23 protein-coding genes and 1 tRNA gene are annotated in these 25,041 nt (G+C 56.5%); 11 read left to right on the top strand and 13 right to left on the bottom strand.

What is annotated here, in order from left to right; translation table 11 throughout:
* Position 1: 1 nt before the first annotated feature.
* Positions 2–1,648 carry a DNA recombination protein RmuC gene (gene rmuC, locus Q674_RS37690; RefSeq protein ID WP_023009834.1) on the bottom strand — a complete coding sequence of 549 codons (1,647 nt, stop codon included), beginning with the start codon at positions 1,646–1,648 and terminating at the stop codon, positions 2–4.
* A 250-nt stretch (positions 1,649–1,898) separates the two neighbouring features.
* Between rmuC and Q674_RS37685 the strand changes: the two genes are divergently transcribed.
* From Q674_RS37685 to Q674_RS37670, 4 genes are all read left to right on the top strand, one after another.
* Positions 1,899–2,282 (top strand): hypothetical protein, encoded by a 384-nt coding sequence (locus tag Q674_RS37685; RefSeq protein WP_011785515.1) that lies wholly within the window; start codon positions 1,899–1,901, stop codon positions 2,280–2,282.
* Positions 2,283–2,414: 132 nt separating this feature from the next.
* Complete coding sequence (locus tag Q674_RS37680) at positions 2,415–3,221, top strand: ATP-dependent zinc protease (protein ID WP_022991663.1); 807 nt, start codon at positions 2,415–2,417, stop codon at positions 3,219–3,221.
* Positions 3,218–4,735 (top strand): inactive transglutaminase family protein, encoded by a 1,518-nt coding sequence (locus Q674_RS37675; protein ID WP_014420997.1) that lies wholly within the window; start codon positions 3,218–3,220, stop codon positions 4,733–4,735. Before Q674_RS37680 ends, Q674_RS37675 begins: the two co-directional genes overlap by 4 nt.
* A 1-nt stretch (position 4,736) precedes the next feature.
* Entirely contained in the window at positions 4,737–5,684 is a 948-nt protein-coding gene (locus tag Q674_RS37670) for an alpha-L-glutamate ligase-like protein (RefSeq protein WP_031210452.1), read from the top strand.
* A gap of 69 nt (positions 5,685–5,753) precedes the next feature.
* On the opposite strand, the gene Q674_RS37665 is transcribed toward Q674_RS37670, so the two are convergent.
* Positions 5,754–7,349 (bottom strand): BCCT family transporter, encoded by a 1,596-nt coding sequence (locus Q674_RS37665; RefSeq protein ID WP_023009832.1) that lies wholly within the window; start codon positions 7,347–7,349, stop codon positions 5,754–5,756.
* A 272-nt stretch (positions 7,350–7,621) separates the two neighbouring features.
* On the opposite strand from Q674_RS37665, the gene Q674_RS37660 reads away from it, so the two are divergent.
* The 3 genes from Q674_RS37660 (at position 7,622) to Q674_RS37650 (ending at position 10,789) form a co-directional block, all read left to right on the top strand.
* Positions 7,622–9,265 (top strand): FMN-binding glutamate synthase family protein, encoded by a 1,644-nt coding sequence (locus tag Q674_RS37660; protein WP_023009831.1) that lies wholly within the window; start codon positions 7,622–7,624, stop codon positions 9,263–9,265.
* 110 nt (positions 9,266–9,375) lie between these two features.
* Positions 9,376–9,452: transfer RNA gene (locus Q674_RS37655), tRNA-Pro, on the top strand.
* 464 nt (positions 9,453–9,916) lie between these two features.
* Positions 9,917–10,789, top strand: coding sequence for a diacylglycerol/lipid kinase family protein (locus Q674_RS37650; protein WP_023009830.1), 873 nt, complete (start codon positions 9,917–9,919; stop codon positions 10,787–10,789).
* A 62-nt stretch (positions 10,790–10,851) separates the two neighbouring features.
* Here Q674_RS37650 and Q674_RS37645 read toward each other — a convergent pair whose 3' ends face one another.
* On the bottom strand, positions 10,852–11,850 hold the full coding sequence (locus tag Q674_RS37645) for a sodium:calcium antiporter (protein WP_264650094.1): 999 nt from the start codon (positions 11,848–11,850) through the stop codon (positions 10,852–10,854).
* A 207-nt stretch (positions 11,851–12,057) separates the two neighbouring features.
* Here Q674_RS37645 and Q674_RS37640 point away from each other — a divergent pair, with 207 nt between their 5' ends.
* Positions 12,058–13,020, top strand: coding sequence for a hypothetical protein (locus Q674_RS37640; RefSeq protein ID WP_023009828.1), 963 nt, complete (start codon positions 12,058–12,060; stop codon positions 13,018–13,020).
* A 200-nt stretch (positions 13,021–13,220) separates the two neighbouring features.
* Positions 13,221–13,865, top strand: coding sequence for a DUF5666 domain-containing protein (locus tag Q674_RS37635; RefSeq protein WP_023009827.1), 645 nt, complete (start codon positions 13,221–13,223; stop codon positions 13,863–13,865).
* 315 nt (positions 13,866–14,180) lie between these two features.
* Here the strand turns inward: Q674_RS37635 and Q674_RS37630 are convergent, their stop codons facing one another.
* From Q674_RS37630 to Q674_RS37615, 4 genes are read right to left on the bottom strand one after another with little or no spacing between them, the layout of a single operon-like run.
* On the bottom strand, positions 14,181–14,396 hold the full coding sequence (locus Q674_RS37630; RefSeq protein WP_023009826.1) for a TOBE domain-containing protein: 216 nt from the start codon (positions 14,394–14,396) through the stop codon (positions 14,181–14,183).
* Positions 14,397–14,436: 40 nt separating this feature from the next.
* Entirely contained in the window at positions 14,437–15,252 is an 816-nt protein-coding gene (locus tag Q674_RS37625; RefSeq protein ID WP_023009825.1) for an ATP-binding cassette domain-containing protein, read from the bottom strand.
* Positions 15,253–15,257: 5 nt separating this feature from the next.
* Positions 15,258–16,049 carry an aliphatic sulfonate ABC transporter permease SsuC gene (gene ssuC / locus Q674_RS37620; RefSeq protein WP_023009824.1) on the bottom strand — a complete coding sequence of 264 codons (792 nt, stop codon included), beginning with the start codon at positions 16,047–16,049 and terminating at the stop codon, positions 15,258–15,260.
* A 21-nt stretch (positions 16,050–16,070) separates the two neighbouring features.
* A complete protein-coding gene (locus Q674_RS37615) occupies positions 16,071–16,994 on the bottom strand; it encodes a sulfonate ABC transporter substrate-binding protein (RefSeq protein ID WP_413540202.1) in 924 nt (307 codons plus the stop codon).
* Positions 16,995–17,333: 339 nt separating this feature from the next.
* Here Q674_RS37615 and Q674_RS37610 point away from each other — a divergent pair, with 339 nt between their 5' ends.
* Complete coding sequence (locus Q674_RS37610) at positions 17,334–17,948, top strand: RBBP9/YdeN family alpha/beta hydrolase (protein ID WP_023009821.1); 615 nt, start codon at positions 17,334–17,336, stop codon at positions 17,946–17,948.
* Positions 17,949–17,962: 14 nt separating this feature from the next.
* Positions 17,963–19,123, top strand: a complete 1,161-nt coding sequence (locus tag Q674_RS37605; RefSeq protein WP_200865921.1) for a sigma-54 interaction domain-containing protein — start codon at positions 17,963–17,965, stop codon at positions 19,121–19,123.
* Between the two features lie 32 nt (positions 19,124–19,155).
* On the opposite strand, the gene Q674_RS37600 is transcribed toward Q674_RS37605, so the two are convergent.
* The 6 genes from Q674_RS37600 to Q674_RS37575 form a co-directional block, all read right to left on the bottom strand.
* Positions 19,156–20,334, bottom strand: coding sequence for a porin (locus Q674_RS37600; protein WP_023009819.1), 1,179 nt, complete (start codon positions 20,332–20,334; stop codon positions 19,156–19,158).
* 180 nt (positions 20,335–20,514) lie between these two features.
* Positions 20,515–21,426 (bottom strand): serine O-acetyltransferase EpsC, encoded by a 912-nt coding sequence (epsC, locus tag Q674_RS37595; RefSeq protein WP_023009818.1) that lies wholly within the window; start codon positions 21,424–21,426, stop codon positions 20,515–20,517.
* An 11-nt stretch (positions 21,427–21,437) separates the two neighbouring features.
* Positions 21,438–22,214: an ABC transporter ATP-binding protein gene (locus Q674_RS37590; protein ID WP_023009817.1), complete on the bottom strand. Its 777-nt coding sequence runs from the start codon at positions 22,212–22,214 to the stop codon at positions 21,438–21,440.
* Positions 22,211–23,068: an ABC transporter permease gene (locus tag Q674_RS37585; RefSeq protein WP_023009816.1), complete on the bottom strand. Its 858-nt coding sequence runs from the start codon at positions 23,066–23,068 to the stop codon at positions 22,211–22,213. The genes Q674_RS37590 and Q674_RS37585 overlap by 4 nt, the downstream gene beginning before the upstream one ends.
* Positions 23,069–23,073: 5 nt before the next feature.
* Positions 23,074–24,066, bottom strand: coding sequence for an aliphatic sulfonate ABC transporter substrate-binding protein (locus Q674_RS37580; RefSeq protein ID WP_023009815.1), 993 nt, complete (start codon positions 24,064–24,066; stop codon positions 23,074–23,076).
* Positions 24,067–24,126: 60 nt separating this feature from the next.
* The gene (locus Q674_RS37575) at positions 24,127–24,993 is read right to left on the bottom strand and encodes a class II glutamine amidotransferase (protein WP_023009814.1); all 867 of its coding nucleotides are present in this window, start codon (positions 24,991–24,993) and stop codon (positions 24,127–24,129) included.
* Between the last annotated feature and the right edge of the window lie 48 nt (positions 24,994–25,041).

The raw sequence follows: 25,041 nt of genomic DNA, 5'->3' as shown, positions 1-25,041 counted from the left end.
GCTACTCCTGTTGGTCCTCTGCACGGGCTTCCCCGGCGTCCGTAGGCTCCCTTTCGATGGCAGGCGTATCTCCCGGCTCATCGGCGTCTTCAGAATCGACCTCGGCCTGATCCACAATCGACTTGGGCAACTCTTTTTTAACCCTGACCCCCAGCTCCACAAACCGATTGGCCTGGGAAATCAGATTACCACGGCCCCGGGTCAGGGTATTCATGGCATTATCGTAGGTGCCCTGGGCCGTGTGTAACTGACTTCCCAGCTTTTCCATAGCCTCGACAAACACCCGCAGCTTGTCGTAGACCGCGCCGGCGCGATCGGCAATGCGGCGGGCATTCTGGCTCTGGCGTTCATAACGCCAGATATTCTCAATGGTTCTCAGTGTCGCCAGCAGGGTGGTAGGCGTCACCACAATAATCTTTCGCTCAAATGCTTCTGCGAAGAGATTCTCGTCCTGCTGGAATGCTGCCACAAATGCCGGCTCAATGGGCATGAACAGCAGCACGAAATCGGGAGAATGCAGCCCGTTGAGCTGACTGTAATCTTTCTCGCTCAATGTACGGATGTGATTGCGAACCGCCTCAACATGCTGCTTCAGCGCCGCAGCGCGCTCTTCCTCCTGATCTGCGGTCACCCACTGCTGATAGGCCACCAACGATACTTTGGAATCAATCACCAGATTTCGCTGATCCGGCAAATGCACGATGACATCGGGCCTCAACAACTGATTATCTTCGTCCCGGTAACTCCCCTGGGTTTCGTACTCGACCCCTTTGCGCAGGCCCGACCGTTCCAGCACCCGCTCCAGGATCAACTCACCCCAGTTGCCCTGAATTTTCTTGTCGCCTTTGAGAGCACGGGTCAGATTGGCGGCTTCTTCGGTAATTTGCCGGTTCAGCTCCTGCAACGATTTTATTTCGCTGCGAAGTGCCTGGCGATCCCGGGTTTCCGTGGTGTAGACATCCTCTACGCGTTTACGGAAGTCCTGCAACTGGTCACGGAAGGGGTTGAGCAAGGAGTCCAGGCTGGTTTTAGATTGCTGGCTGAAGCGCTCACTTTTCTGGTCGAAAATCCGGTTCGCCAGGTTCTCGAATTCCTGTTTCAGTGCATCTCGATTCTTTTCCAGCAACTCCAGTTTTTCCGAGGCACTACGGCGCTCTTTATCCAGAGTGACCTGCTGCTCGCGTAACTCGACCTTCAACTGGCCTAGCTCTTCTGAGAGCGTTTCAGCCCGCTGCTGGTATTGACTGCTCTCACTTGCCAGTTGCGCAACCCGATCCTGTTTTGCTGTCAACTCCGAGGCCAGAGCCGCCAATCGGTTTTCCAGGGCCGCAGACTGTTGTCGCCAGTGTTCGATGCTCTGCTCCAGCTGCCCGGAGCGGGCTTTCTGCTCCTCGAGTGCGGTCTGCAGATGTTCAACTTCCTGTTCATGCAACGCCCGCACCTGCTCGCTATCTCTCAGCTGCCTGTCCCGGGCGTCCAGTTCCTCGCGCAAGGCAGACTCGGTGGCTCTATCCTGACGCCGACGCCACAGCAGCCAGATCATGCCCGCCAGACACAAGGCGGCACTCGCCACCAGAGCAAGGAACCAGCCTGCCAGCCATTCCGGACGTTCAGCCATGGTGAGGGTAAGCGCATCTAGCACCAGCATGTTCTCCTTGGTCTTCGTTGGTCAGTTCAGGGCATGGCCCCGGGATCAAAGCCTGACAGTCTACCGCAATGCTCACCCTTTTTTCTTGTTGGCGGAACGGTGCCACCAGGCCGGCCTCGACTGTTTGGCATTTATCAACATTGCGTCAATCCACCTATAGACGCAGAGCGTAAATTGCTCTACAACGGTTAAAAAGCACCCAACCGGAGTGCTAAAGCCGTAAACGGAAAGCTGACTGGCAGGTCGGAGCATGTTCAAGGAATTGTGGAGAAAATTCGGGTCCGATTTCCTGCAGGCTACCTGTGTGGAAGACGAACAGACATTGTCTTCGGAAAATCAGCGCTCGGCGGAAAAGCATGTGCGGGTTTTGCCTCACATCACCCATACGGGCGAGTTTCACCTTGAGCGACTGACACAGTTGCTGAAAAGCCGTTATGGAAAGAGCTTCACGGTGCCGACAGACACCACCTCCAGCGACCGTGCGCTCAAGGAAGTCATTTCCTTTGCTGCGCGCATTCAGGACCAGGATATTCAGCGGGAGCTGCTACTGTTCTACCTGAATTGTTCCCCGGTCATCCAGGAGTACCTGAGATCCGAGACGCCACTGGGCCAGGGGCCTTTCCTGGGCCGGTAAAGATGCGCCTTAACCATCTGTAAAGTCACCACACAGGTACGTTGTAGTATACTCTCCCGCCTGATTGACAACACATCCAATGGCTGAGGCATCCAGTGCCAATAATTCTCACGGCCGGTTCAGGGGATATTCATGGGGTCCAGTGTTTCGCAAACCCGCTCATTGTTCGCAGTTGCCTTAACAGGGCTGGCAGTCGCACTTTCTGGTTGCGCTTCCGATCGTTATTTCATGGTACCGAAAGAGAATATTGAAGAGGTGCGAGCCTCGGTCCAAAGCCAGCGTGCGACCCTTGTTACCATGGAGCAGAATGCCGGTGTAAGGCACGAAAAGCTCCTGCAGCAGAATCAGGATTCTACCCAGACCATTCTCCAGGCCATTGCCACTCAGGTTGAAAAGCCATCGTGCCCACCACCAAAGGCGGCACCTACCTGCCCCGCTTCCCGCGAAGATAAAGGCCGGGCGGATCGCCTCAAAGGCAAAGTCGTTGTCGGTGAGGTCGAAAAGTTTTTCCTGGCAGGCCCCGACCATGTCTATACCGCCCGAATCGACAGTGGCGCGGAAACCTCTTCCATACACGCCCGTAACGTTCAGCGTTTTGAACGGGATGGCAGCAACTGGGTGCGCTTTGAAGTGCCCGTTCCTGGTACTGAGGATGCCGAGTGGGTAGCCATGGAGAAAGAAATCTCCAGGCGCGTGAAGATTATCCAGTCCAGTGCCGATGAGTCAGAGCGACGGGTGGTGGTGGAGCTTCAGTTTGCCATTGGCGACCACCAGCAGGTGGCTGAGTTTACCCTGGCAGACCGGACAAATCTGACTTACGAAGTCCTGATTGGCCGCAACGTATTGCGAGACGTCATGTTGATCGATGTCGGCAAGGAATTCGCAACAGAGCTGCCCGAATCCTACCTTGAACAAGCGGCAAACGGAGAGGAAGAATGACGGTACGCTCCCGGGTCCCGTTTTACGTGTTTGTCTTCCTGTTGATTGCGGCAGGGATAGCGATCGCCACCTGGCGCCATCTGGAACTGGGTATTCCGTGGATGACCGGTGAACAACGTCCGGTCTGGATGATTGAGGCGCGAGTCGATTTCGAGGGCCAGAACAGCCCGGCTGAAGTGAGCCTGCACATCCCGGAGCAACCGCCCGGCTTCCGCATCCTGACGGAGCAGGCCGCCTCGCCCGGCTACGGCTTCTCAATTCTGGATAGCAACAGCGGGCGCAGGGCACAGTGGACAAAACGAGACGTCGCCGGTCCTCAGACTCTCTATTTCAAGGCACAGTTTGTACCGGATGAAGACGCAATTCATACTCCACCAGTGCGTAAACCCCGGGCGTTGACGGTTTTCTGGGAGGAGCCCCAGGCCACCGCCGTAAGAGAGCTCCTGACCCAAGCTTCGGAGCGATCCAGTTCACCGGAGAGCATGACCCGCGAACTGATCCGCCTGATGCAGCCAGACAACCGCACCCAGAACACAACATTACTGGTATCCGACGACAACTATCTGCAACTTCTGGTAAAGATGCTGAACCACGCTGGCATCGCTGCGCGCACCGCAGATGCCCTGAAGCTTGAGGATGCCCGCCGTCGCCAACAACTGGTGCCATTTCTACAGATATACAACGGCAAGCGCTGGCTTACCTTCGACCCGCGCACCGCAGAACAAGGTGTACCGGAAAACCTGTTGCTCTGGAGACAGGGGGCTGATTCCCTCCTCGACGTGGTGGGTGGCGATGACTCCCAGGTGAGTTTTTCCATGCTGCGGCAGACCGTACCGGCGCTGCAACTGGCAACGCTGGAGTCCAACGCCAATGGGCTGAGTGTGCTCGGTTTCTACCAGCTACCCATCGAAGAACAGAGCATGTTCCGAATGCTGCTGTTGCTCCCCATCGGCGCTCTCATTGTCGCCTTCATGCGGATTGTCATTGGCATCCGGACATCGGGCACCTTCATGCCGGTCCTGATCGCCGTGGCCTTTGTACAGACCACCCTGGTGCCGGGTCTGATCGCATTTCTGTCCGTCGTAGCCATTGGCCTGCTGTTGCGCGGCTATCTTTCCAGCCTGAACCTGTTACTGGTATCACGTATATCGGCATTGATCATTCTGGTGATCTTCATAACCGCAGGGCTCAGCATCATTGGCTACCAGATGGGCTTTAACACTGGCATGACCGTCACCTTCTTCCCCATGGTGATCATCGCCTGGACCATCGAACGTATGTCCATTCTCTGGGAAGAGGAAGGCGCCCGCGAAGTGCTGGTTCAGGGTTCAGGCAGCCTGTTTGTGGCCATCTGTGCCTACCTGGCCATGAGCACTCCGCTGGCGGGCCACCTCACCTTCAACTTCCCGGAGTTACATCTGGTTATTCTCGGGCTGATCCTGCTGATGGGTCAGTACACCGGCTACAAGCTCAGCGAGCTCAAGCGGTTTACCCCGATGAAGGCCTACGACTGATATGGACTGGATCTCTCCACGCAGGCTGAAAAATCTCGGGATGCTGAACATGAACCGGCGCAATGTAGATTACATTGCCCGGTACAATGATCGCACCTCCTACCCGCTGGTGGACAACAAGTTGAAAACCAAGCTTGCGGTCAGCGAATACGGCGTAAAAACCCCCAAGCTGCTGCAGGTGGTTCGCCAGCAACACGAAATCTCCCATTTTCGGGAAATGGCAGAGGATCTGGCCGGTTTCGCCATCAAGCCAGCAAAAGGCTCTGGCGGCAAGGGCATTACCGTGATTACCGGGCGAGACGGCGACGACTTTATCAAGGCCTCCAGCGCCCGCATTTCCGTCGCCATGCTGGAGCGTCACCTTACCAATATTCTGGCTGGCCTGTATTCCCTGGCCGGTACCCCGGATGTTGCCATTGTTGAAAACCTGGTTCAGTCCTCCCCGGCACTCGCCAAGTACTCCTTCCAGGGTGTTCCCGACATCCGGATCGTGGTGTTTCAGGGATATCCCGTCATGGCTATGCTCCGTCTGGCAACCACCGCGTCCGACGGTAAAGCCAACCTGCACCAGGGGGCTGTTGGCGTCGGGCTGGATATCGGCTCTGGCCAGAGTCTGAACGCAGTTCAGTTCAATCGGCCGATTACCCTGCACCCGGACACCGGGCTGGCTCTGGAGAATATCCGGATTGAAGACTGGGAAAACATGCTGGAAATGGCAGCCCGATGCTATGAGGCCACCGGCCTGGGATATATGGGGGTAGACCTGGTGGTGGACGCCAACGAAGGTCCTCTTCTGCTCGAACTGAACGCCCGGCCCGGACTGGCCATTCAGATGGCCAACGGCTGCGGCCTGCTGCCCAGACTCAACGCGATCGAGAGCCTCAAGCGCCCGCACTTCAGCCCCAGAGAGCGAGCGCTGTTTGCCATGGAAAGCTTTTCCCGGCGCTGACGATCAGTATTTGGGCATAAAAAAACCGGAGCTGGTGTGGCTCCGGTTTTTTTTATTCAGACCCGCTGATCAGGAGGTCAGCTCTCCCCTTTGCAGAAGCAACTTCCTCTCATGGGTCAGGCCTTTCAACAAGCCCCAGGTCATCAGCAGAAGTATTACAGTAAAGGGCAACCCGGCACTGATGGCAACCGCCTGGATCGCACCCAGAGCGTCTTCGCCACCGCCGAAGATCAACGCCGCCGCAATGGCACCTTCCATGACCACCCAGAATACACGCTGAGCCGTCGGGGCATCGGTTTTGCCGCCAGCGGTGATGCTGTCGATCACCAGCGAGCCGGAATCCGACGAGGTTACGAAGAACACCAGCACCAGGATAATACCGACGAACGAGACAATGCCGGTCCAGGGCAGCTGCTCAAACATCTGGAAGGTCGCCAGAGAAACCTCGGTCAGCCCTTTGTCTGCGAGCACACCAACGCCTTGCTGGATCTGTTCCAGTGCCGTGCCACCGAAACCACTCATCCATACGGTGGTGATCAAGGTCGGGATAATCAGAACCGCAGTGACAAACTCACGTACTGTCCGGCCTTTTGAAACCCGCGCGATAAACATACCTACGAACGGTGACCAGGAAATCCACCAGGCCCAGTAGAATACAGTCCAGCCCTGGAACCACGCCTCGTCTTCACGACCAAACGGATTACTCAGCGGCACAATGTTGGCCACGTAGGTGGAAGAGGTTACCCAGATGGTCTCCAGAATGGTCATGGTCGGACCGGCGAAGATCACGAAGAACAACACGATGCCCGCAGTCGCCATGTTGATGTTACTGAGCACCTTCACGCCGCCGTCCAGGCCACGCAGCACGGAAATGAGCGCCAAGGCCGTAACGCCAACAATGATAGCCATCTGCACATTGGTGCCAGAACCTACCTGAAACAGGTAATCCAGGCCGGAGGCAGCCTGCTGGGCACCAAAGCCAAGTGACGTGGCCAGACCAAAGATGGTGGCCACAACCGCGAGGACATCAATGATGTGCCCCGGCCAGCCCCACACCTTGTCTTTCAGCAGTGGGAAAAACGCGGAACGGATGGTCAGTGGCATGTTCTTGTTGAACGCAAAGAACGCCAGAGACAGGGCCACGATGGCGTAGATTGCCCAGGGGTGCAGCCCCCAGTGATAAAGGGTCGCCCCCATCGCCAGATCACGCGCTTCGGGAGAGTTGGCAGCCACATTGAAGGGAGTTTCATACCAGCCTGTGTAGTAGGCTACGGGCTCGGCCACGGCCCAGAACATCAGGCCGATCCCCATTCCGGCTGCGAACAGCATGGCAAACCAGGACATGGTTGAGAATTCGGGCGTTGCATCCTGTCCGCCCAGCCGGATCTTGCCCACCGGCATGAAGATCAGCGCAAGGCTGACAACCACGAAAATGTTGGCGCTGAGCAGGAAGAACCAGTCAAAACTGGCAATAATGTCCCACTTGGCCCCATCAAGAGTCTCCTTCGCCGCTGCCGGAAACATCAGGGTTCCGATAACGAACAGAACCACAATGATGGCCGCTACCGGGAAAACCCAGTTATGAAGATCCAGGCCGAACGGATTGATATTATCCTGGCCTGCGACGTAATCCGTCTGATATTCGTCTTTCACTACCTCGCCCACGTTGGCGCCTCCTGGTCTGGTGTGATCACTGAATATGCTGAGTGAATGGATAACGCAATGAACAATCATTCATACGTTACAAGCCGGTCATTTTATTACTTTGAACTCAAAACATCAAAAGCAAGAAAAATGCCTTTTTTATCTACATCAGCATAGCCCAGATTTTGCAGAGGCAAAGATTGTTCCCTGAAACAGGTCTACTACCCGGACAGGTGACGTAGTTATACTGCAAGGTTTCTCCGGCACCCGCCCGACAGCAATCAGAGGTATTCATGGAAAAAACCACCACCTTCCCTTTGCGCTATTCTGCTTATGTCCTCAGCATCGCCGGGCTGCTGGTGTCGTTACCGGTAACGCTTTGGCTTGGAGCAGGCTATCTGTTTCCGGTGATTTTTGGTGCGCTCACAGCCCTCGGCACCTGGGATTTACTGCAGCGAAAGCATACTGTTAGCCGAAACTATCCCATTATGGCCAACTTCCGGTATCTGTTTGAGTCCATCGGCCCGGAGATCAGGCAGTACTTTATCCAGTCCGATACGGAGGAGCGGCCATTCTCGCGGGAACAGCGCACTATTATCTACCAGCGGGCGAAGAACGTGCTCGACAAGCGACCATTCGGCTCACAGTTAGGCATGTACGAGGAGGGCTTTGAATGGATGAACCACTCGCTCACCCCAACCCGACTCGACAGCAGTGACTTCCGGATTCTGATCGGCAAAAACTGCGAGAAACCATACAGTGCCAGCGTTTTCAATATCTCCGCCATGAGCTTTGGCTCACTCTCCGCCAACGCCATTCTCAGCCTGAACACCGGTGCAAAGAAGGGCGGCTTCTACCACGATACGGGGGAAGGATCGATCTCCCGCTACCATCGGGAACCCGGTGGAGATCTGGTCTGGGAAATCGGTTCCGGCTATTTCGGTTGCCGGCATCCCGACGGCTCCTTCAATGCCGAGATGTTCGAAAGGAATGCCACCCTGGACCAGGTCAAAATGATAGAGGTCAAACTATCTCAAGGGGCAAAACCAGGCCACGGTGGCATTTTACCTGGTGCAAAAGTGACCTCCGAAATCGCTGAAGCCCGAGGCGTTCAGGTTGGCGAAGATTGTATTTCACCCGCCAGCCATTCCGCCTTTTCCACCCCCATTGAACTGCTGGAATTCCTCGAACAGCTGCGAAGCCTCTCCGGCGGCAAACCGGTCGGCTTCAAGCTCGCCATTGGCCACCCCTGGGAATGGTTCGCCATCGTTAAGGCCATGCTGAAGACAGGCAAAAAGCCCGATTTCATCGTGGTTGATGGCGGCGAAGGCGGCACCGGTGCGGCGCCACTGGAGTTCATCAATCGCCTTGGCATGCCGATGACTGAAGCCCTGCTTCTGGTTCATAACACACTGGTGGGTACCCACCTGCGCGAAGACATCGCCATTGGCGCCGCAGGCAAGATTACGTCCGCTTTCAATATTGCCCGTACCCTTGCTCTGGGAGCGGACTGGTGTAATTCCGCCAGGGGCTACATGTTTTCCCTGGGCTGCATCCAGGCATTGAATTGTCATACCGGCCGCTGTCCCAGCGGGGTCGCAACGCAAGATCCCCGTCGTGGCAATAAACTGGACGTCCCCTTGAAAAGCGAGCGGGTATTCAACTTTCATAAGAACACCCTGGATGCCCTCCAGAATCTGCTTGAGGCCTCGGGGCTCCGGCATCCCTCTGAGCTTGGCCCGGAGCACATCGTCCGTCGCGTCTCCAAAACCGAAGTGCATAGCTATCTGGACCTGTTTCCGTTCCTCGAACCGGGAGCACTACTGGAGGGCAAAACCGGCCTTAGGGTGTTCGACAAGTACTGGGAAAGCGCCCAACCGGATACCTTCGAGCCGCCGGAATTCATCCTGGCACTGCGGGAGACCAAGTTACGTTGATTTCGAGAGAAATTCGCCAGCCCGGTGTTTATTTTTAGCCTGGGCTGGTGTAGACTTCGCTCCCGCTAAGCCACTGAGATAAACCTTGTTTCTCGGCGGCTTGCAGTTTACGGGGCGTAGCGCAGCTTGGTAGCGCACTTGCATGGGGTGCAAGGGGTCGTAGGTTCAAATCCTACCGTCCCGACCAGATTTATCAAACACTTAGCCCGGCCTCGAAAGAGCCGGGCTTAGTTTTTTTTGAAAACAGCCTTTCTCGTCACCGTTTGGTCACCGTTTCTCAAACCCTTAAAAATCTCGTCACCACTCGGTCACCGCTTTGCGTGCTTCGTCACCATTCCCTTTGGCAGGAAGGCCTCCATCAGCCGACCAAAATCTTCAGCGCCAATCTTTTTGAAAGTCTCGCTCTTGTTTCCTGCAGCTAAAACGTGGTGTCAGCAACAAAGTCTGTCCGGATTTTCTAACCGTGCTTTGGACGCTCCTCAAAAGCGGGACTAATCGGACTCCGTGACTCTAATGAGTAGAGCACGCTGAGGTCGCAAAGCGAACATTCGGATCAGACTCCAATTTCCATAAATCTTTTTACGAGTCCGCCGAATCTATGGGATGGTTGCAGGACAAGGTAGTCGTGACAAATCGGAGTTCAATCACCCAATGCAGTATTGGCTGGCCGTTAACAAGAAAGCCGGGAAAGAAAATAATGATGGCGACGTCTATTGGTGCGAAAAGTTAACCGCGGCAGGCGTTGATCCAATCATCCCTTGCGGTTTCGATGATCTTGGTTGGACTCAATCCGTGACGGTGGGCGATTGCATTATCGCTGCTGGTGGCGATGGCTCGGTCAATCGGGCGGCGGCCATCTGCCGAGAACGCGATGCCATTCTTGCGATTTTACCCACTGGAACCGCCAATGATTTTGCGCGCAATCTGGGGTTGCCCTCTGACCCAGATCAAATCGCCCGTCTCATTGCGAGCATGCAATGGCGATGGGTAGATGTGGCAGAGCTCAATGGCTTGATCTTCCTTAACGTGGCGCATATCGGCCTGGCCACGCTGCCCGCTCGATACGTTGCACCAAGCAGCAAGCAATGGCTGGGACGATTCAGCTACGCAGCCACCCTGCTCAAGCGCCTGGGAGCACAGCGCGGGTTTCATGCCAGCATTCAGTGTGACACCGGCTACCTGAAAGGTCGCTGGCTCTCAATCTCTGTCGCCACCGGTGCATTTTACGGAGGTGGACAGCAGATTCCTCAGGCCAGTGCCAACGACGGGCAGCTCGACATTGTCGCCGTTCGACCCCGTTCGTTGCTCTCGCTGGTGACTACGTTTGCAATCATGCGATTACTCCGCCGCGCCCCACGAAAACACTCAACCGTGGTTCATCTCAAAAGCAGCCATTGTCATATCCAGACCAGTAACCCAAAAACAGTCACTGCCGATGGGGAGGTGTTCGCGAAAACGCCGATAAACGTGACTTGCCTTCCCGGGTCACTTGCTGTTGTGTGTGAAAAGATTGTCGAGACCTGACGAAAGTCACGCAGCAGGTATTTTTCATTTCAATCCCGGACCGACCTTCCCCTTGCGAACCATCACTGACTCGGCGGGAAATTGACAATGAAATTGGTCAAATTAAACGACTCCAGCCCCATACAAACGACAAAAATGCCGTACATGATCAGGAGGCTCCAGGATTCCTTACGGCTTAAGATCAGGTCAGTGCGCATCATCAGAAAAAGGGCCAATGTTGCGACCGTCAAAATGGCCATCATCGGCGCTGCGACCGAATAGTTGATGACAGCACTTCCGGCGATCAATACCCCAATAGGAATGCAGCAGAGCAAATCAAAAATATTGCTTCCCAGTACATTGGCCGTACTGGTGATACCTTTACCACGACGGGCAGCCCGAACTGAAACAAAGGCATCCGGAATTGACGTGCCAGCGGCGACGATGGTTATGCCCCAGAGGAAGCTTGGCGTATCCAGGAGAGTGCCAAAGTTTATGGCGGCCCGAACCAGCCCTTCGACACCGATCAGAATCAGAATCAGCCCCGCCGCAAGTCTTGCCCACTCTTTTGCGGGCTGAACGTGTGAAACGTCTTCGTCGGATTGGTAGTCCATTGTGTCCTGGTACTGGACGAAAACATAAATGGCGTAGAGGGCCAGGGGCAAGACGGCGAGGCCGCGGGTGAGCTCGCCCATCAGAGTGTCGTTGCCGGACTCCATCGGGTTGTAGATAACGGCGAATGAAAAAGTCAGAAGAAGCGCTGCGACCGCTATCATATAGAACTGTGCTTCTTTGTAGACCAGGTCGCGATTGGTCATTAACTGACGCTTGGCAACCAACCCGCTTAATGCCGGTATCACCATGATGTTGAACAGAGCGGAACCTACGATGGCGGCGACGCCCAACTCGAATTCTCCGTGCACCAGCGTGGACACGACGACGGTCGCCAATTCTGGAAAGCTGGAACCAATGGCAACAACGATCGCGCCCTGGACAATCTCGGGCAATCTGTAAAACAACGAGAGACGTTCGCTGGCGGATTCGAGCAGACCGCTGCCTTTCCAGACAATTCCGGTTCCAATGACAGCGACTAAAGACCATATAAGTAGTTGTAAAATATATCCTCCTGATCGCCGATTACAGGTGCCGGATGACCTCAGCAGTCAGTGATGATTCATGCCAACAGTCACGTACGCAGCCCTGGCAGAAATTTCCAAAATGATTGCGAGATCCTTTACCCTCCAACAAATGCTCAATACATCCCGTTTACCCGGGATAGGGAGTTCGGCATGAGCCAGAAGTCTTTGGATATCCAGCGTCTTGAACGCTACAACAGCGAACAGACTCAGTACACCCTCGCCATTATTACGGACGAAGACCACGCGTCCCAGGTAACACTGGATGATGGTCAAATCGCTTGGCAGTCAACTCTTCGTTTCGACAGACTCCACCGCGACACTGATCCTGTGACCGGGAATGTCCGCTACTGCCTGGAAGAGATTCCCAAGAATGCGGGGGGTGAACATCAGTTAATCAGCTTAATCGCCGAAGGCGGCCGCGGCGCGGAATTCTCCGAGCTTGTTCAGTTTGGCGAACGGTTGGTCACCTTTGACGACCGAACTGGCCTGGTCTGTGAAATACGCAACCGGAACCAGCTTGTACCACGTCACATCCTGATGACGGGCAGCGGCGATGAAAAGTTCAAAGGCTTCAAGAGCGAGTGGGCCACGCTCAAAGGGGATCAGATGATCGTCGGCAGTCATGGGAAGAACGCCCAGGAAGAGTGGGTCAAAATTCTGAACCGCAACTACAGCCTGGAGAGCCAGGATTGGCGCGAAAACTATCAACGCATTCGGGATGCCTTGAACGTTGGCAAACAGGGGTACGTCACCCACGAGGCGGCGGAATGGCACCCCTATCACGGCTGCTGGCTTTTCTTCCCACGAAAAATTTCTCACACACCGTTCGATGAAGGCATTGACGAGACAGAAAGAGGCGGTAATACGCTGGTTGTTGCAAGCTCAGACTTCACTGATATCAAAACACTTGAGGTTGGCAAAAGAATACCAGAACGCGGAGTCTCTTCATTCAAGCTAATGCCTGGTCGTACCGACGAGTGTATCGGGCTGAAAAGTGTCGAAATCGGGGATAGGACGGAAACGTATCTGTTCTGTTTTGATCTGGAGGGGAACGTTCTTCAAGACGATACATTAATAGGCAACTATAAATGCGAGGGCATCGAAATCCTGTAAAACTTCATTCGACATAAATTTTTAGGCAATCAGCATCCTGGACAAAGAGATTTCCCGAGCGTTAGAGAACGTTAATAAACCTTGTATCTGCGCGGTCTGCCACGAGACTGGTAGTAGATGATAAAGGGTGAGTGAGTAACCTGCTCACCCGGATCATCTGACTTAAGATCACATACCACAAACGGTAAGGAGATCAGACTATGAAGCGCACAGCACTCTCTATCGCTATTGCTTCAACTTTCGCACTTGCACCGGCTGCCGGGCTGGCCGCGGAAAGCCCATACCTCAAATCGGATGGTTCCTGGATCACCCTGAGCGGAACAGTGACCAGCACGACAGCAGACACGTTCAAACTGGACTATGGCGAAGGCCTGGTCACCGTTGAAATGGACGACTGGGCCTGGTTCGAGGAAAGTGGCGAACTTCTTCCGGGCGACAACGTCACGGTTTACGGTGAGATTGACGACGATACCTTCGAAACTGCAAAGATCGAAGCCAGTAGTGTCTTTGTGGACAGCCTGGGCACTTACTTTTATGCCAGTGCCGCAGATGAGGAAAGCGCCACCGATTTCGATGTAGCGCCTACCATCGATCTCGGCCAGATGGTGCTCACCGGCACAGTAACAGGTGTTGACGGCACAGAGTTTACCATCGACACAGGCGCACAAAAGACGACGATCGATACGGCTCTGATGACGTACAACCCGACTGATGATGAAGGCTATCAACAGATTGAAGAAGGTGATTTGGTCACCGTGACCGGCGACGTGGACATTGATACCTTCGATGACGCTGAGCTAATGGCGGATACCGTTGTTACGCTTGATGATGAAAGCAATTCTTAAACACAACTCCCTTCAGCCCCGCGTCAGGCGGGGCTGTAATCTTCAGTTATTCGATTGCCATTGTGAACCTCCTGGTGTTTACCTCGGTCCACTCCTCACAGATAAATGACTAAAAGGCGAATGTCCGCTTTTGTTTACCAGGGGAGGCTGCGCTGGTCGCAAAGCGACCGTTCAGGGCTCGACGATGAAGTTTTTCTTCAGCGGCGAGCTTTTTGCAGCGAAGTGGAGAGAAGGGCGGCCGGTGGGAGGCTGCCCAACTTTCTCCCTTCAGCCATCGGGCGCCAGATAACCGTTAACCTTGATTAACCAAACCTCTCATAACCTTGCCAAAGCCACCTCAGTCGCCTTAACGAAAGCCAGAACATCCGAGCCCTTCTTCAGGCCAAGCTCTTTGACAGAGCGTGTGGTGATCACCGAGGTAACAATGCCGCCCGGGGTTTCCACATCGACTTCGGACAGTACCGGCCCCTCATTGATGGCCACCACCTGGCCGCGAAACTGATTGCGTGGGTTCAGTTGTTGAATGCTCATATCGGTTTCCTCTCGTTATTGATAATCCGTTGCAGATCCATTAATTCGAAATCGTCAGATACCCGGCGGCCGTTTGTAACGTGGCCCGTTTGTTTTTAGGCACCGCCTCGCCTGGCGCCTCTGCCGGCACGCCGGTGAGGTACTCCAGCAAGCGCGCCTCATACCCCACGAAGGCCGGATCGGTGGCCACCCTGGGGCGGGGCAGCTGGATGCTGACATCCAGGCCGATGGCGCCGTCGTCGAGCACAATTACCCGGTCCGCCAGCATCACAGCTTCACTGACATCATGGGTCACCATCACCAGGGTGAAGCCATGCTCCTGCCACAGGTTTTCGATGAGCCGGTGCATGGTAGACCGGGTCAGCGCATCCAGAGCGCCCAGGGGTTCGTCCAGCAACAGCAGTTCCGGCTGATGCGCCAGTGCCCGGGCCAGCGCGACGCGCTGTTTCTGCCCTCCGGACAGACTTGCTGGCCAGTCCTGTGCCTTGCTGTCGAGCTCCACCTCGTGCAAAGAGAATTTCGCCCGGGCGGATTCCACGTTGCCGATCTCGACGTTCTCGATCACAGTTTTCCAAGGCAACAGGCGCGGCTCCTGGTACATCATCCGCACGCTGTGGTTGCCGGTTCCGGCCGCCTCACCGGCGACCTCAAGTTGTCCGCCGTCGGGCTTATCAAGTCCAGCCAGCAGCCTCAGAAGCGTGCTTTTCCCACAGCCGCTTCGGCCGATAATGACCAGACTCTCCCCTGCCCGGATATCCAGATCCAGCCCTTTGAGGACCGTCAGGTCCCCGAAATACCGCTTAAGGTTGCGGGTGGTAATCCCTACCCCCCATTTTGTCGAAGACAGGTCTGTCATATCGGTTACACTCCCTCACCGCGTTGATAAGCCGGATGCCAGCGCAGCCACCAGAGCTCGAGACCTTTGGCGCTGAGATCTGCCAGCTTGCCAAGCACGGCGTAGAGCAGGATGGCGACCAGAACCACGTCGGTCTGCATGAATTCACGGGCATCCATCGCCAGGTAGCCAATGCCGTCGGTGGCCGAGATGGTTTCCGAGACAATCAGCGTCAGCCACATGAAACCCAGCGCAAAACGCACACCCACTAAAATCGATGGCAAGGCACCCGGCAATACCACATGCCAGAATAGGGAAAACCCTTTGACGCCGTAGGAGCGGGCCATTTCCAGCAGTTGCGGATCGACGTTGCGAATGCCGTGATAGGTATTCAGGTAGATCGGGAACACACTGCCCAGCGCCACCAGGAAAATCTTTGCGGTTTCATCAATCCCGAACCACAGAATCACCAGTGGAATCAGGGCCAGGTGCGGAATGTTCCGCACCATCTGCAGCGTGCTGTCCAGCAGCAGGGAAAGCCAGCGGGACAACCCGGTGGCAAACCCCAGGGCCAGGCCAATGCCGCCACCGATCAGAAAACCAATGGCGGCCCGTTCAAAACTGCTTTTCAGATGAAACCAGAGCTCTCCCGATGCCGTCAGTCGCCAGCCGGCGGCTACGACATCCGTCGGTGCCGGCAGCACTCTGGCGGTAATCCAGCCCAACTGCGCCGCAATTTGCCAGGCCAGCAACAGTACTACCGGCACGATCCACGGCAGAACGCCTGTTAATGCCCGATTACGAATGGAAAGCGACATCGCCTCTGCCTCCTGATCGGCTTACTGTGCGTTACGGGCAACCGACGCAGGACTTTGCCAGAGTACCGAGTCGATGTTGATTTCACGGGGAATCAGGTTCAGCTCGTAAAACACATCGGCAATGGTCTGCTGGGCTGCACCAATCCGTGGAGTGATCCGGGTCGCGCCATAGGCGTAACGATCAACCGCCAGCCGAAGCGAGTCTTTGGAAATACCGGTTTCCTTGTGAAGAATGTCCACCACTTCCTGCGGATGATCCTTGGCCCAGGCATCCAGCTCGGCCAATGAGTCGATCACCTCATTAACGATGCCGGGATATCGCTCAGCAAAAGGCCGGGACGCGAGATAGATCTGGTGGTTATCCACCAAGCCTTCTCCATCCCGCAGTGAACGGGCACCGGCAATCTCTGCGTCCGCCTGGTACGGGTCCCAGATCACCCAGGCGTCTACGTCGCCACGATCAAATGCGGTGCGGGCATCGCCGGGCTTGATGTAGACCGGCTTGATGTCGCGAATCGACAAATTGGCCTCTTCCAGTGCGCGTACCAACAAATAATGCACGTTCGAGCCCTTGTTCAGCGCCACTCGCTTGCCTCTCAGATCCGCCACGGACTGAATCGGTGAATCAGCTTTCACAAGTATTGCCTCGCCCTTGGGCGCCGGCGGCTCATTTGCCACATAGACGAGATCCGCACCGGCGGCCTGGGCAAAGATGGGTGGGGTTTCACCCGTGGTGCCGAAATCCACACTGCCGACGTTCAGCCCTTCCAGCAGCTGCGGGCCGGCGGGAAACTCGATCCACTTCACATCGAAACCCTGCTCCGCAAGCTGCGGCTCCAGGGTGCCCCGGGCCTTGAGCAGGATCAGGGTGCCGTATTTCTGATACCCGATACGCAGGGTGTTTTCCTCCACCTCTGCGTTGGCCGCCAGCGGTGTCAGCAGCAAAGCGCTCGATGCTAGAAGGCCGATAAATGCCCGACGGGTGGTTCGTAGTCTGTGTCTAATAGCGTTTTTTTCAGTCACAACCGTGATCTCCATTCGTTGAATGATTCCAGGACCGGAATCCGTCCCGTTTCGTGGAGACAAAGCTATCAGCGCCTCCGGTCGGCCCAAACCAACTTATCGTGCAGAGCTTCTGAATAATTCATCTATTACTGAAATCGCGCCTTTTCCAGGGTTTTATGCATTTCCAGAATAATGAATTCAGAAATGGTTGGTTCGCCTGCGCTCTCAGTGCCGGTAAGGTCGATGCATTGATAAGCAGGCAGAATTGGAGGAAACCCCATGTCCGAGGAAATCGGTTATCTGATCATTCCCGGCTGGAACGGCTCGGGCGCCAACCACTGGCAAAGCCACTGGCAGCTATTGCTACCCAACAGCAAACGGATTCACGTAGAGAGCTGGTCACAGCCGGATCTGGAAGACTGGATTGAGGCCATCGACCGGGATGTTCGCAATGCCCCGACGGACAAGGTCGTGTTGATCGCACACAGCCTGGGTTGTGTCGCAGTGGCGCACTGGTCACGTCGGTATGGTGCGGAGCGCGCCGACCAGATTAAAAGTGCGCTGCTCGTCGCCCCGGCAGATACCGAACGGGAGTCAGCCCCCGATGCGCTGCGCCCCTTCGCGCCCATTCCCGACGACTATTTACCGTTTTCTTCCCTGGTTGTGGGTTCTACCAACGACCGGGCCGCATCGGCAATCCGGGCACGGGACCTGGCGCTGCATTGGGGTAGCGAATTCGAACTGCTGAAGGATGCTGGCCATATCAATACCGAATCCGGACATCAGCGCTGGATTGAGGGATTGCGATACCTTGCCAGAGCTTCCCGCGAGCCGGCGCCAAGGGTCCTGGTGGCCCAAAGTCAGAGCCTGTCGCCGCACCTGCTCAGTTACTAATTGAGGTAAGGGCTATGTATATGGAAATCCCGGTCCGGGAGTCTTCGGTAAATCCTATTCGGCGAGGCAGTGCTGAGAGCAGTCACAGGACGGGGGTGCTAACCTTCGACAACCCCGATGACTATACCCTGAGCATCCGGGCTTCTGCCCTGGTATTGCACGATCCCAGGTCACGGGCGCTTCACGGAAGGCTGCGGCAAATCGCCCCCAGCGACGCCACGGTGCTGATCATCGGTGCCACCGGCACCGGTAAAGAATTGGTGGCCAGGGAAGTTCACCGCCTGAGTCACCGAGCAAAGCAGCCCTTTCTGGCGATTAACTGCGGCGCACTTTCCGAAAGCCTGTTGGAAAGTGAACTTTTTGGCCATGAGAAAGGCGCATTCACCGGGGCTGTCAGCCAGAAGCCTGGATGGTTTGAGGCCGCAGACGGTGGCACCCTTTTTCTGGACGAAGTCGGCGACCTGCCCCTCAGCGCCCAGGTCAAACTTCTGCGGGTGCTACAGGAACAGGAGGTAACGCGGGTAGGCGGCCGTAAAACGATTCCGGTCAATGTGCGGCTGATTGCCGCCACCAACGTGCCACTTGCCGAGGCTGTCCGTGCCGGGCGCTTCCGGGAAGATCTGTTCTACCGACTCAATGTGGCCCCGGTCTCCCTGCCCCCGCTGCGGGACCGGCCAGGCGACATTCTCCCCCTTAGCGACTATTTTCTGGACAAATACAGCCGCCGACTGGAGCTTGGCCACATTACCCTGTCGCCTCAGGCTATAAGCAAACTGGAACGCTATCACTGGCCCGGCAATATTCGTGAGCTGGAAAACGTGATCCACCATGCCCTGCTGATCATTCGGGGCCGCGAAGTGCAACCGGAAAACCTGCATCTGGCAGGCAATCCGGGTTTATCCGTGGTCACTGACATTGCCTCAACACAACCGCAAGCATCCGCCCGCCCGTCCACCGAGGTAGCGAATCGCGATGCCGCCATCACTGACCTGAAAAACGCCCTGAACGGCTTGTTCGAGTCTGGAGGTGAAAGCGTTCTCGAGACTGTGGACCAGAACGCCGTTGTTCTCGCCATGACCCATGCCGACGGCAACCAGGTGATGGCGGCCAAGTTACTGGGCGTGTCCCGAAACGTACTCCGCCACCGTTTGAAGCGATACGGTCTGTTGCCCTGAGGCGGGACACAGTGCCCGCCTCAGGAAATACGTCAGAACCGGATTCGAGCCCCGACAAGCGCCAGAAGATTATCCTCGTAATCAACCCCGTTGCGATCCAGCGACACTGACCGAACGCTCCCGTAAACCTCGGTGCCAATCACATCAATTTTCTGCACCGCCTGGGCGCCGATCACATCAACGGTATCACCGTTCTGATCCTTGTCATCGGTTTTCTGCCAGTCCACGGACAGCGCGGTTTTACCCACGTTCGGGAACCAGGATTGCTGGTAGCCAAGCTTGATGTAAGTAAACGTCAGATCATCTTTGGCCGAGTCGATGGCATCCGCCTGTCCGGCCGCCAGTGTGACGCTGACGCCGGAGGCATCGAGTACCGATACCGATCCCGAAATTTGGTCATCATAGGTGGGAGTAGTGCTGAGCTCGCTGGTATTGCCCCAACCCAGCGCGGCTGCGATTTTCAGGCGATCATGCTGGCCGTTGTACCAGAGCGCGGCATCCAGGTCGCCATCATTGATGACCGAGGTGCGGAACTGTAAGCCGTTATAGGTGGGTGTGTCATAGCGCAAACGTGTGTTTCGGCTGAAACCGTCGAGGTTGGCAGCGACGTCGCCCAGATCCGTGCCGCTCAGTGTATTGGTGGCTTTATCGCGAAACAGAATGCCACCGCCAAGAACCGTCACATCGGAATAACCGGCCACGCTGGTTCCGGAAAGATCGTTTTCCGAGACGCCCTCGGTTGCTGTCCAGCCCTGGCCCAGCCAGAGTTTACCCAGATCACCATGGCTGAAATAGACTTCCACCCGCCGGTTACGGAATGCCGAGGTATCATTCACATCCTCGTCCAACTGGCTGAGTGAGGCACTGTTATTCAGGCGGAACTCGGTCTCATAAGCAGCCCCTGCCACCCAGCCGTTCACGGGATTGGTTTCTGCAATAAAACGGAGACGGGAAGAACTGTTATTGTTATCAACATTGAGCAGGGTGGTGTCCTCACCATCGTCCACCGCCAGAAGACCCCGGTTGATCTGGCCGGATACAGTCAGGTTCAGAATGTCGGAGCCGGAGAGCACAATCCGGTCCCCCTCATTGGCCTGGGCCAGAGTCACGGCCGGAAAGGCCGTCAGGGTCACAGCAACGGCCAGAGCGTTGCGGGAAAAACGTCGTGAGAATCTGCGGGTGGCCGCGGGAATTGCAAGGTTCAACAACATGGTTTTGGCATCCTGATAAGTGAGTTCCAGAAAGGTGTTTACACCTGCCTGGACTCTGCACAGTGAGTGCCAGATTTACCCTGTTGTTTTCATTACTTATTTCATCGTGGTTGTTGATATTTCAACACCAGGCTGCTGGTCTGTAAACAGCCTGGCATCAGATTCAGCAACCGCCATACCTCAGAGTTCTGGTCCCGCCTGCTTGACGGAGGCCTGAGATACCCGGCTTTCCGGCGGCACGCTTCGAGTCAGCCAGACATTGCCGCCAATCACCGACCCCCGGCCGATGGTAATGCGCCCGAGAATGGTGGCGCCGGCGTAGATCACCACGTCGTCTTCGACAATCGGATGGCGGGGCTCGCCTTTGGTCAGTGCGCCGGTCTCGTCTTCATTGAACCGCACTGCGCCCAGCGTCACGTTTTGGTAAATCCGCACCCGGTCACCCAGAATGGCGGTTTCGCCTACCACCACGCCGGTGCCGTGGTCAATGAAAAACGAGCGCCCGATGGTGGCACCGGGATGGATGTCGATACCGGTAGCCGAATGGGCTTTCTCGGCGATGATTCGCGCAATCATCGGCAGGCCGGCCCGATAGAAGCCATGGGCGATTCGGTGGTGGATAATGGCCTCGACACCGGGATAGGAAATCAACACTTCATCCACGCAAGTGGCTGCCGGGTCGCCATGGTAGGCTGCAAGCACATCCTCATCCAGTTGCCGCCGCAGTGCTGGCAGATTTGACAGCAACTGGCTGACCTGGCCGCTGGCCTGGGCCCTCAGTGCGACCAGATCCTGCTGACCCCGGTCTAGGTACTGAAGTTCCAGCGCCACCTGACTGATCAGTTCCCTCTCCACGTTGCCCAGCATGTAGGCTACGAACTGGTCTTCCCGCTCTTTGGTCAGATCCGGCGGGCCCAGGCGCATGGGAAACAGGATGGCACAGAGGGTATCCACCGTTTGATGAACGGCCTGACGAGAGGGCAACTCACGGCTACCAAGATCCAGCTCCCGGCCCTGGCGCTCGCGCCAGTCATGGCGTACTTGGCGCAGTTCGCCCGTGATTTTATCGATAAGACGCTTACCGGGTGGCAAAGACTCTCTCCTCAGATGGCGTGGTTTTGGCTGAGCACCTCAAGCAGGTCATTACGGACCCGTGTCAGGGCCGGATCGCGACGGTCCCGGGGCCGGGCTGTGGCCACGTGGCTCACATGCAACAGACGCCCCGGGTTGCTTCCCAGAACCAGGACCCGATCACTCAGATAGGCCGCTTCATCCACGTCGTGGGTGACGACCAGAAGCGTCAGATGATGCACCTGCGCAAGGTGAATCAGCAAGTCCTGAAGTTTGATTCTGGTGAAAGCGTCCACGGCGCTGAATGGCTCATCCAGTAGCAGGATGCGCTGGCGGCTCTCCTCGTCGGCCCCGGAACCCTCACCCTGGGCCGGCGCAAACAGGCCCCTTGCAATGGCAGCCCGCTGCGCCATGCCGCCCGAAAGTTCCTTGGGCAGCTTGTCCGCCACGTCGCCCAGCCCGACTTCCTCAAGCAGAGCCTGTATCCGTGGCAGGTCAGCCTCCAGGTCAGGGCTACCAAATCCGACATTCTCGGCAACGGTCAGCCAGGGCAGCAGCCTCGGCTCCTGGAACACGAAACCAACGTTTCCGGCGCCAGCTTTGCCCTGCCTCAGGAACCGGAGCGTGCCCCGGTAGTCATCATCAAGGCCCGCAACTATCCTTAGCAGCGTACTTTTACCACAGCCGCTGGGCCCGACCAGGGAGACAATCTCGCCCTTGCCGATCTCGAACGACACCTTATCCAGCACCAGGTGACTGCCAAAGCGTTTGTTATGAACGGTTAGCTGCACGATCGGCTCACGGCTCATCGGGTGTTTCCTCCCTGTGTGGCCAGGGTGTCGCGCCACCCCAGATAGCGGGTTTCCGCACGCGTAATCAGGGTATCGGTGATCTTGCCCAGGACCGCCAGCAACAGAATCGCGGTAATCACCAGATCCGGGCGGCTGGTTTCCCGGCCATCTGTCAGCAGAAACCCGAGCCCCTCACTGGCGGCAATCAGCTCTGCGGCGACCAGAAACATCCAGGCCAGACTGAGCCCGGTGCGCAACCCGGAGAACAGCTCAGGCAATGCAGACGGAATAATGATACGGCGAATCAGCGCCAACCGGGACAACCGGTAAACCGAACCCAGTTCAATCAGTTTTCTGTCCACGTTGTGAATACCGGACACCAGATTGAGGTACACCGGGAAGAAAGCCCCGATGGCAATCAGAAGAATCTTTGGGGTTTCGTCAATACCCAGCCACAAGAGCAAGAGGGGAACCCAGGCCAGAGAAGGAATGGCCCGCAACCCCTGAAATGTGGGCTCCAGCAGCCATTCGGTTCGCTTGCTTAGGCCAACCAGCGAGCCGAGGATGATGGCCAGTACGGCGCCAATGGAGAAACCGGCGGCAACCCGGGCAATACTCGCGCCCAGATGCTCCCAGAGTGGTCCCTGGGCCAGATACCACAGCGTTTGAGCGATATCACTGGGGGGCGGAAAAAGAAAAGCTGACAGCCAGCCCAGGCTTACTGCCAGCTCCAATAACGCAAAGAACGGCACCGGCAACAACAACCCTGCCCACTTCCAGAGCCTGACCCGGTTACCCGGCGAGGCAGGTGCCTCGTTCCGGGAACCGGCCGTTGCCAGTGCTGCGCCCTGAACAGATTCAGCACCAGACATGCTTATTACCTCTCAGCGACGGTCGTGTCTTTGCGAATCACGCTGGCCGCAAAGTTGGTGTCGATCAGACGGGTAATGGCAGATGTGACATCAGTACCGGGGCGAACCAGACCCTCGGCCGCGAGAATAGGTGCGGCGCCTGTCAGATCATCAATGTGCTGCTGTGACGGCAGCGGCTGGTTCAGAATGGTTCGCTCGGTCAGTTGCACTTTGGCAACATCCACTGGCAGATTTGCCGCCTCAGCCAGGATTTCGGCGGCTTGATCCGGGTTGTTCAGCACCCATTCCCGGGCCTGCTCGTACACACTGATCACTCGCCGTACAGTTTCCGGATGCTCCTCAAGAAACGCCTCGTTCACATTCAGAAACCCGTAGGTGTTGAAACTGATGTTCCGGTAGATCAGCCGGGCGTTATCCTGCAGTTGGGCCGCCGCCATGTGCGGATCCAGACCGGCCCAGGCGTCCACATCGCCTCTGACCAGAGCCGTTCTGCCATCCGGGTGCTGCAGATTGATGATGTCAACGTCGCGCTTGGTCAGCCCTTTGCTTTGCAGCGCGCGCAAAAGGAACAAGTAGGGGTCGGTGCCTTTGGTGGCGGCCACTTTCTTGCCCTTCAGGTCTTCGATGGAACCAATGGATGAGCCCTCCGGCACCACAAGCGCAGTCCACTCTGGTTGCGAGTAGACATACACCGTTTTGATCGGTGCGCCGTTGGCTTTTGCCAGCACGGCCGAAAGACCCGCAGTGGAGCCAAAGTGAACACTGCTACTGTTCAGGTATTCCAGGGCCCGGTTACTGCCGAGACTGAGAACCCAGTTAATTTCGGTTCCATCGGATTTGAACTCCTCCTCAAGCCATCCGAATTTCTTGACCACCAGGCTGGTGGGTGAGTAATAGGCATAGTCCACGTTCAAAGTCGTCGGTGCTTCCGCCTGAGCAGACAGGCTGAACAAAGCGGAAAGGCCTACGGCGAGACCTACAAACCAATTTTTACGCATGGGTTTTCCTCAAAAGGATCAGGTTTTAATGGGTAGCCCCGGTCACTTCGAGCGGTCTCGTCAGTTCGGGTGTATTCGGGCATCCGAGCCCGTTGACCCAGGCTGGGTCAGACGTGGCGCTGTCTGGAGCAGGTCGTACCCGTCCATCAACGCCACATCAGATTCTTCAACATGCGGTGATCCGCCTACAAAGATAGCCAGCTCGTTCTTGCCGAATCGGTGCCAGTCGTGGCCATCGGTAATCGGCTGCGTTGCCACCATCACCAGCGGCGCGCCGGCGTAGACGGTATCGTCCAGCCACTGATCGCAATCCACCAGCCGGGCGCGCCTTGGCTCATCGGTCTGCCGGGTCCAGTGGAGATCGGTGCTGCCATGAGCGAACATCACATCGCCCACGGTGAGCAGAAAGTTGAAGGTACCGTGGGCGGAAATATCGGCAGCAACTCGGCGAATTTCGTCCGCCAGATCGTCAATTCCGGGTCGGGTGTCACCAAAGGTGTTAGCCAGCTCTGTCAGCAACAGGCCAAAGGCCGCCTCACTGTCGGTTTCGCCGTTGGGCTCGAAACGAGGATCAACCACAGGCCGGAAGTCGTGAAGGTCACCGTTGTGCGCAAACACCCAGTCATAGCCCCAGAGTTTTCGACTGAAGGGGTGGCTGTTGACGAGCTCCACCGGCCCAAAGGTTGCCTTGCGGACATGGGCAATCAGGTTACGTGTCCGGATATCCCGGCCCAGGAAATCCTGCGCCATCCGGCAATTGAAAGCGCTGGTTTTCTGGACATTCAGGTGGTGGGTGCCGTCGGCGTAATAGGCAATGCCCCAGCCATCCTTGTGATCACCGGTGCCACCCCCACGGCACAGGAACCCACGCAAGGGCTCCTGCGGGGCAACCGGACGGGCGCTGTTCAAACCGAAGATCTGGCACATGGTTCACTCTGAAGTCATGAATGGTGCCATCAATACTAGAGGGGTAAA

Origin of the sequence: Marinobacter sp. EVN1 (assembly GCF_000475375.1) — a bacterium.
GTDB lineage: Bacteria > Pseudomonadota > Gammaproteobacteria > Pseudomonadales > Oleiphilaceae > Marinobacter > Marinobacter nauticus.
This window is presented reverse-complemented; position numbering and strand designations above follow the sequence as displayed.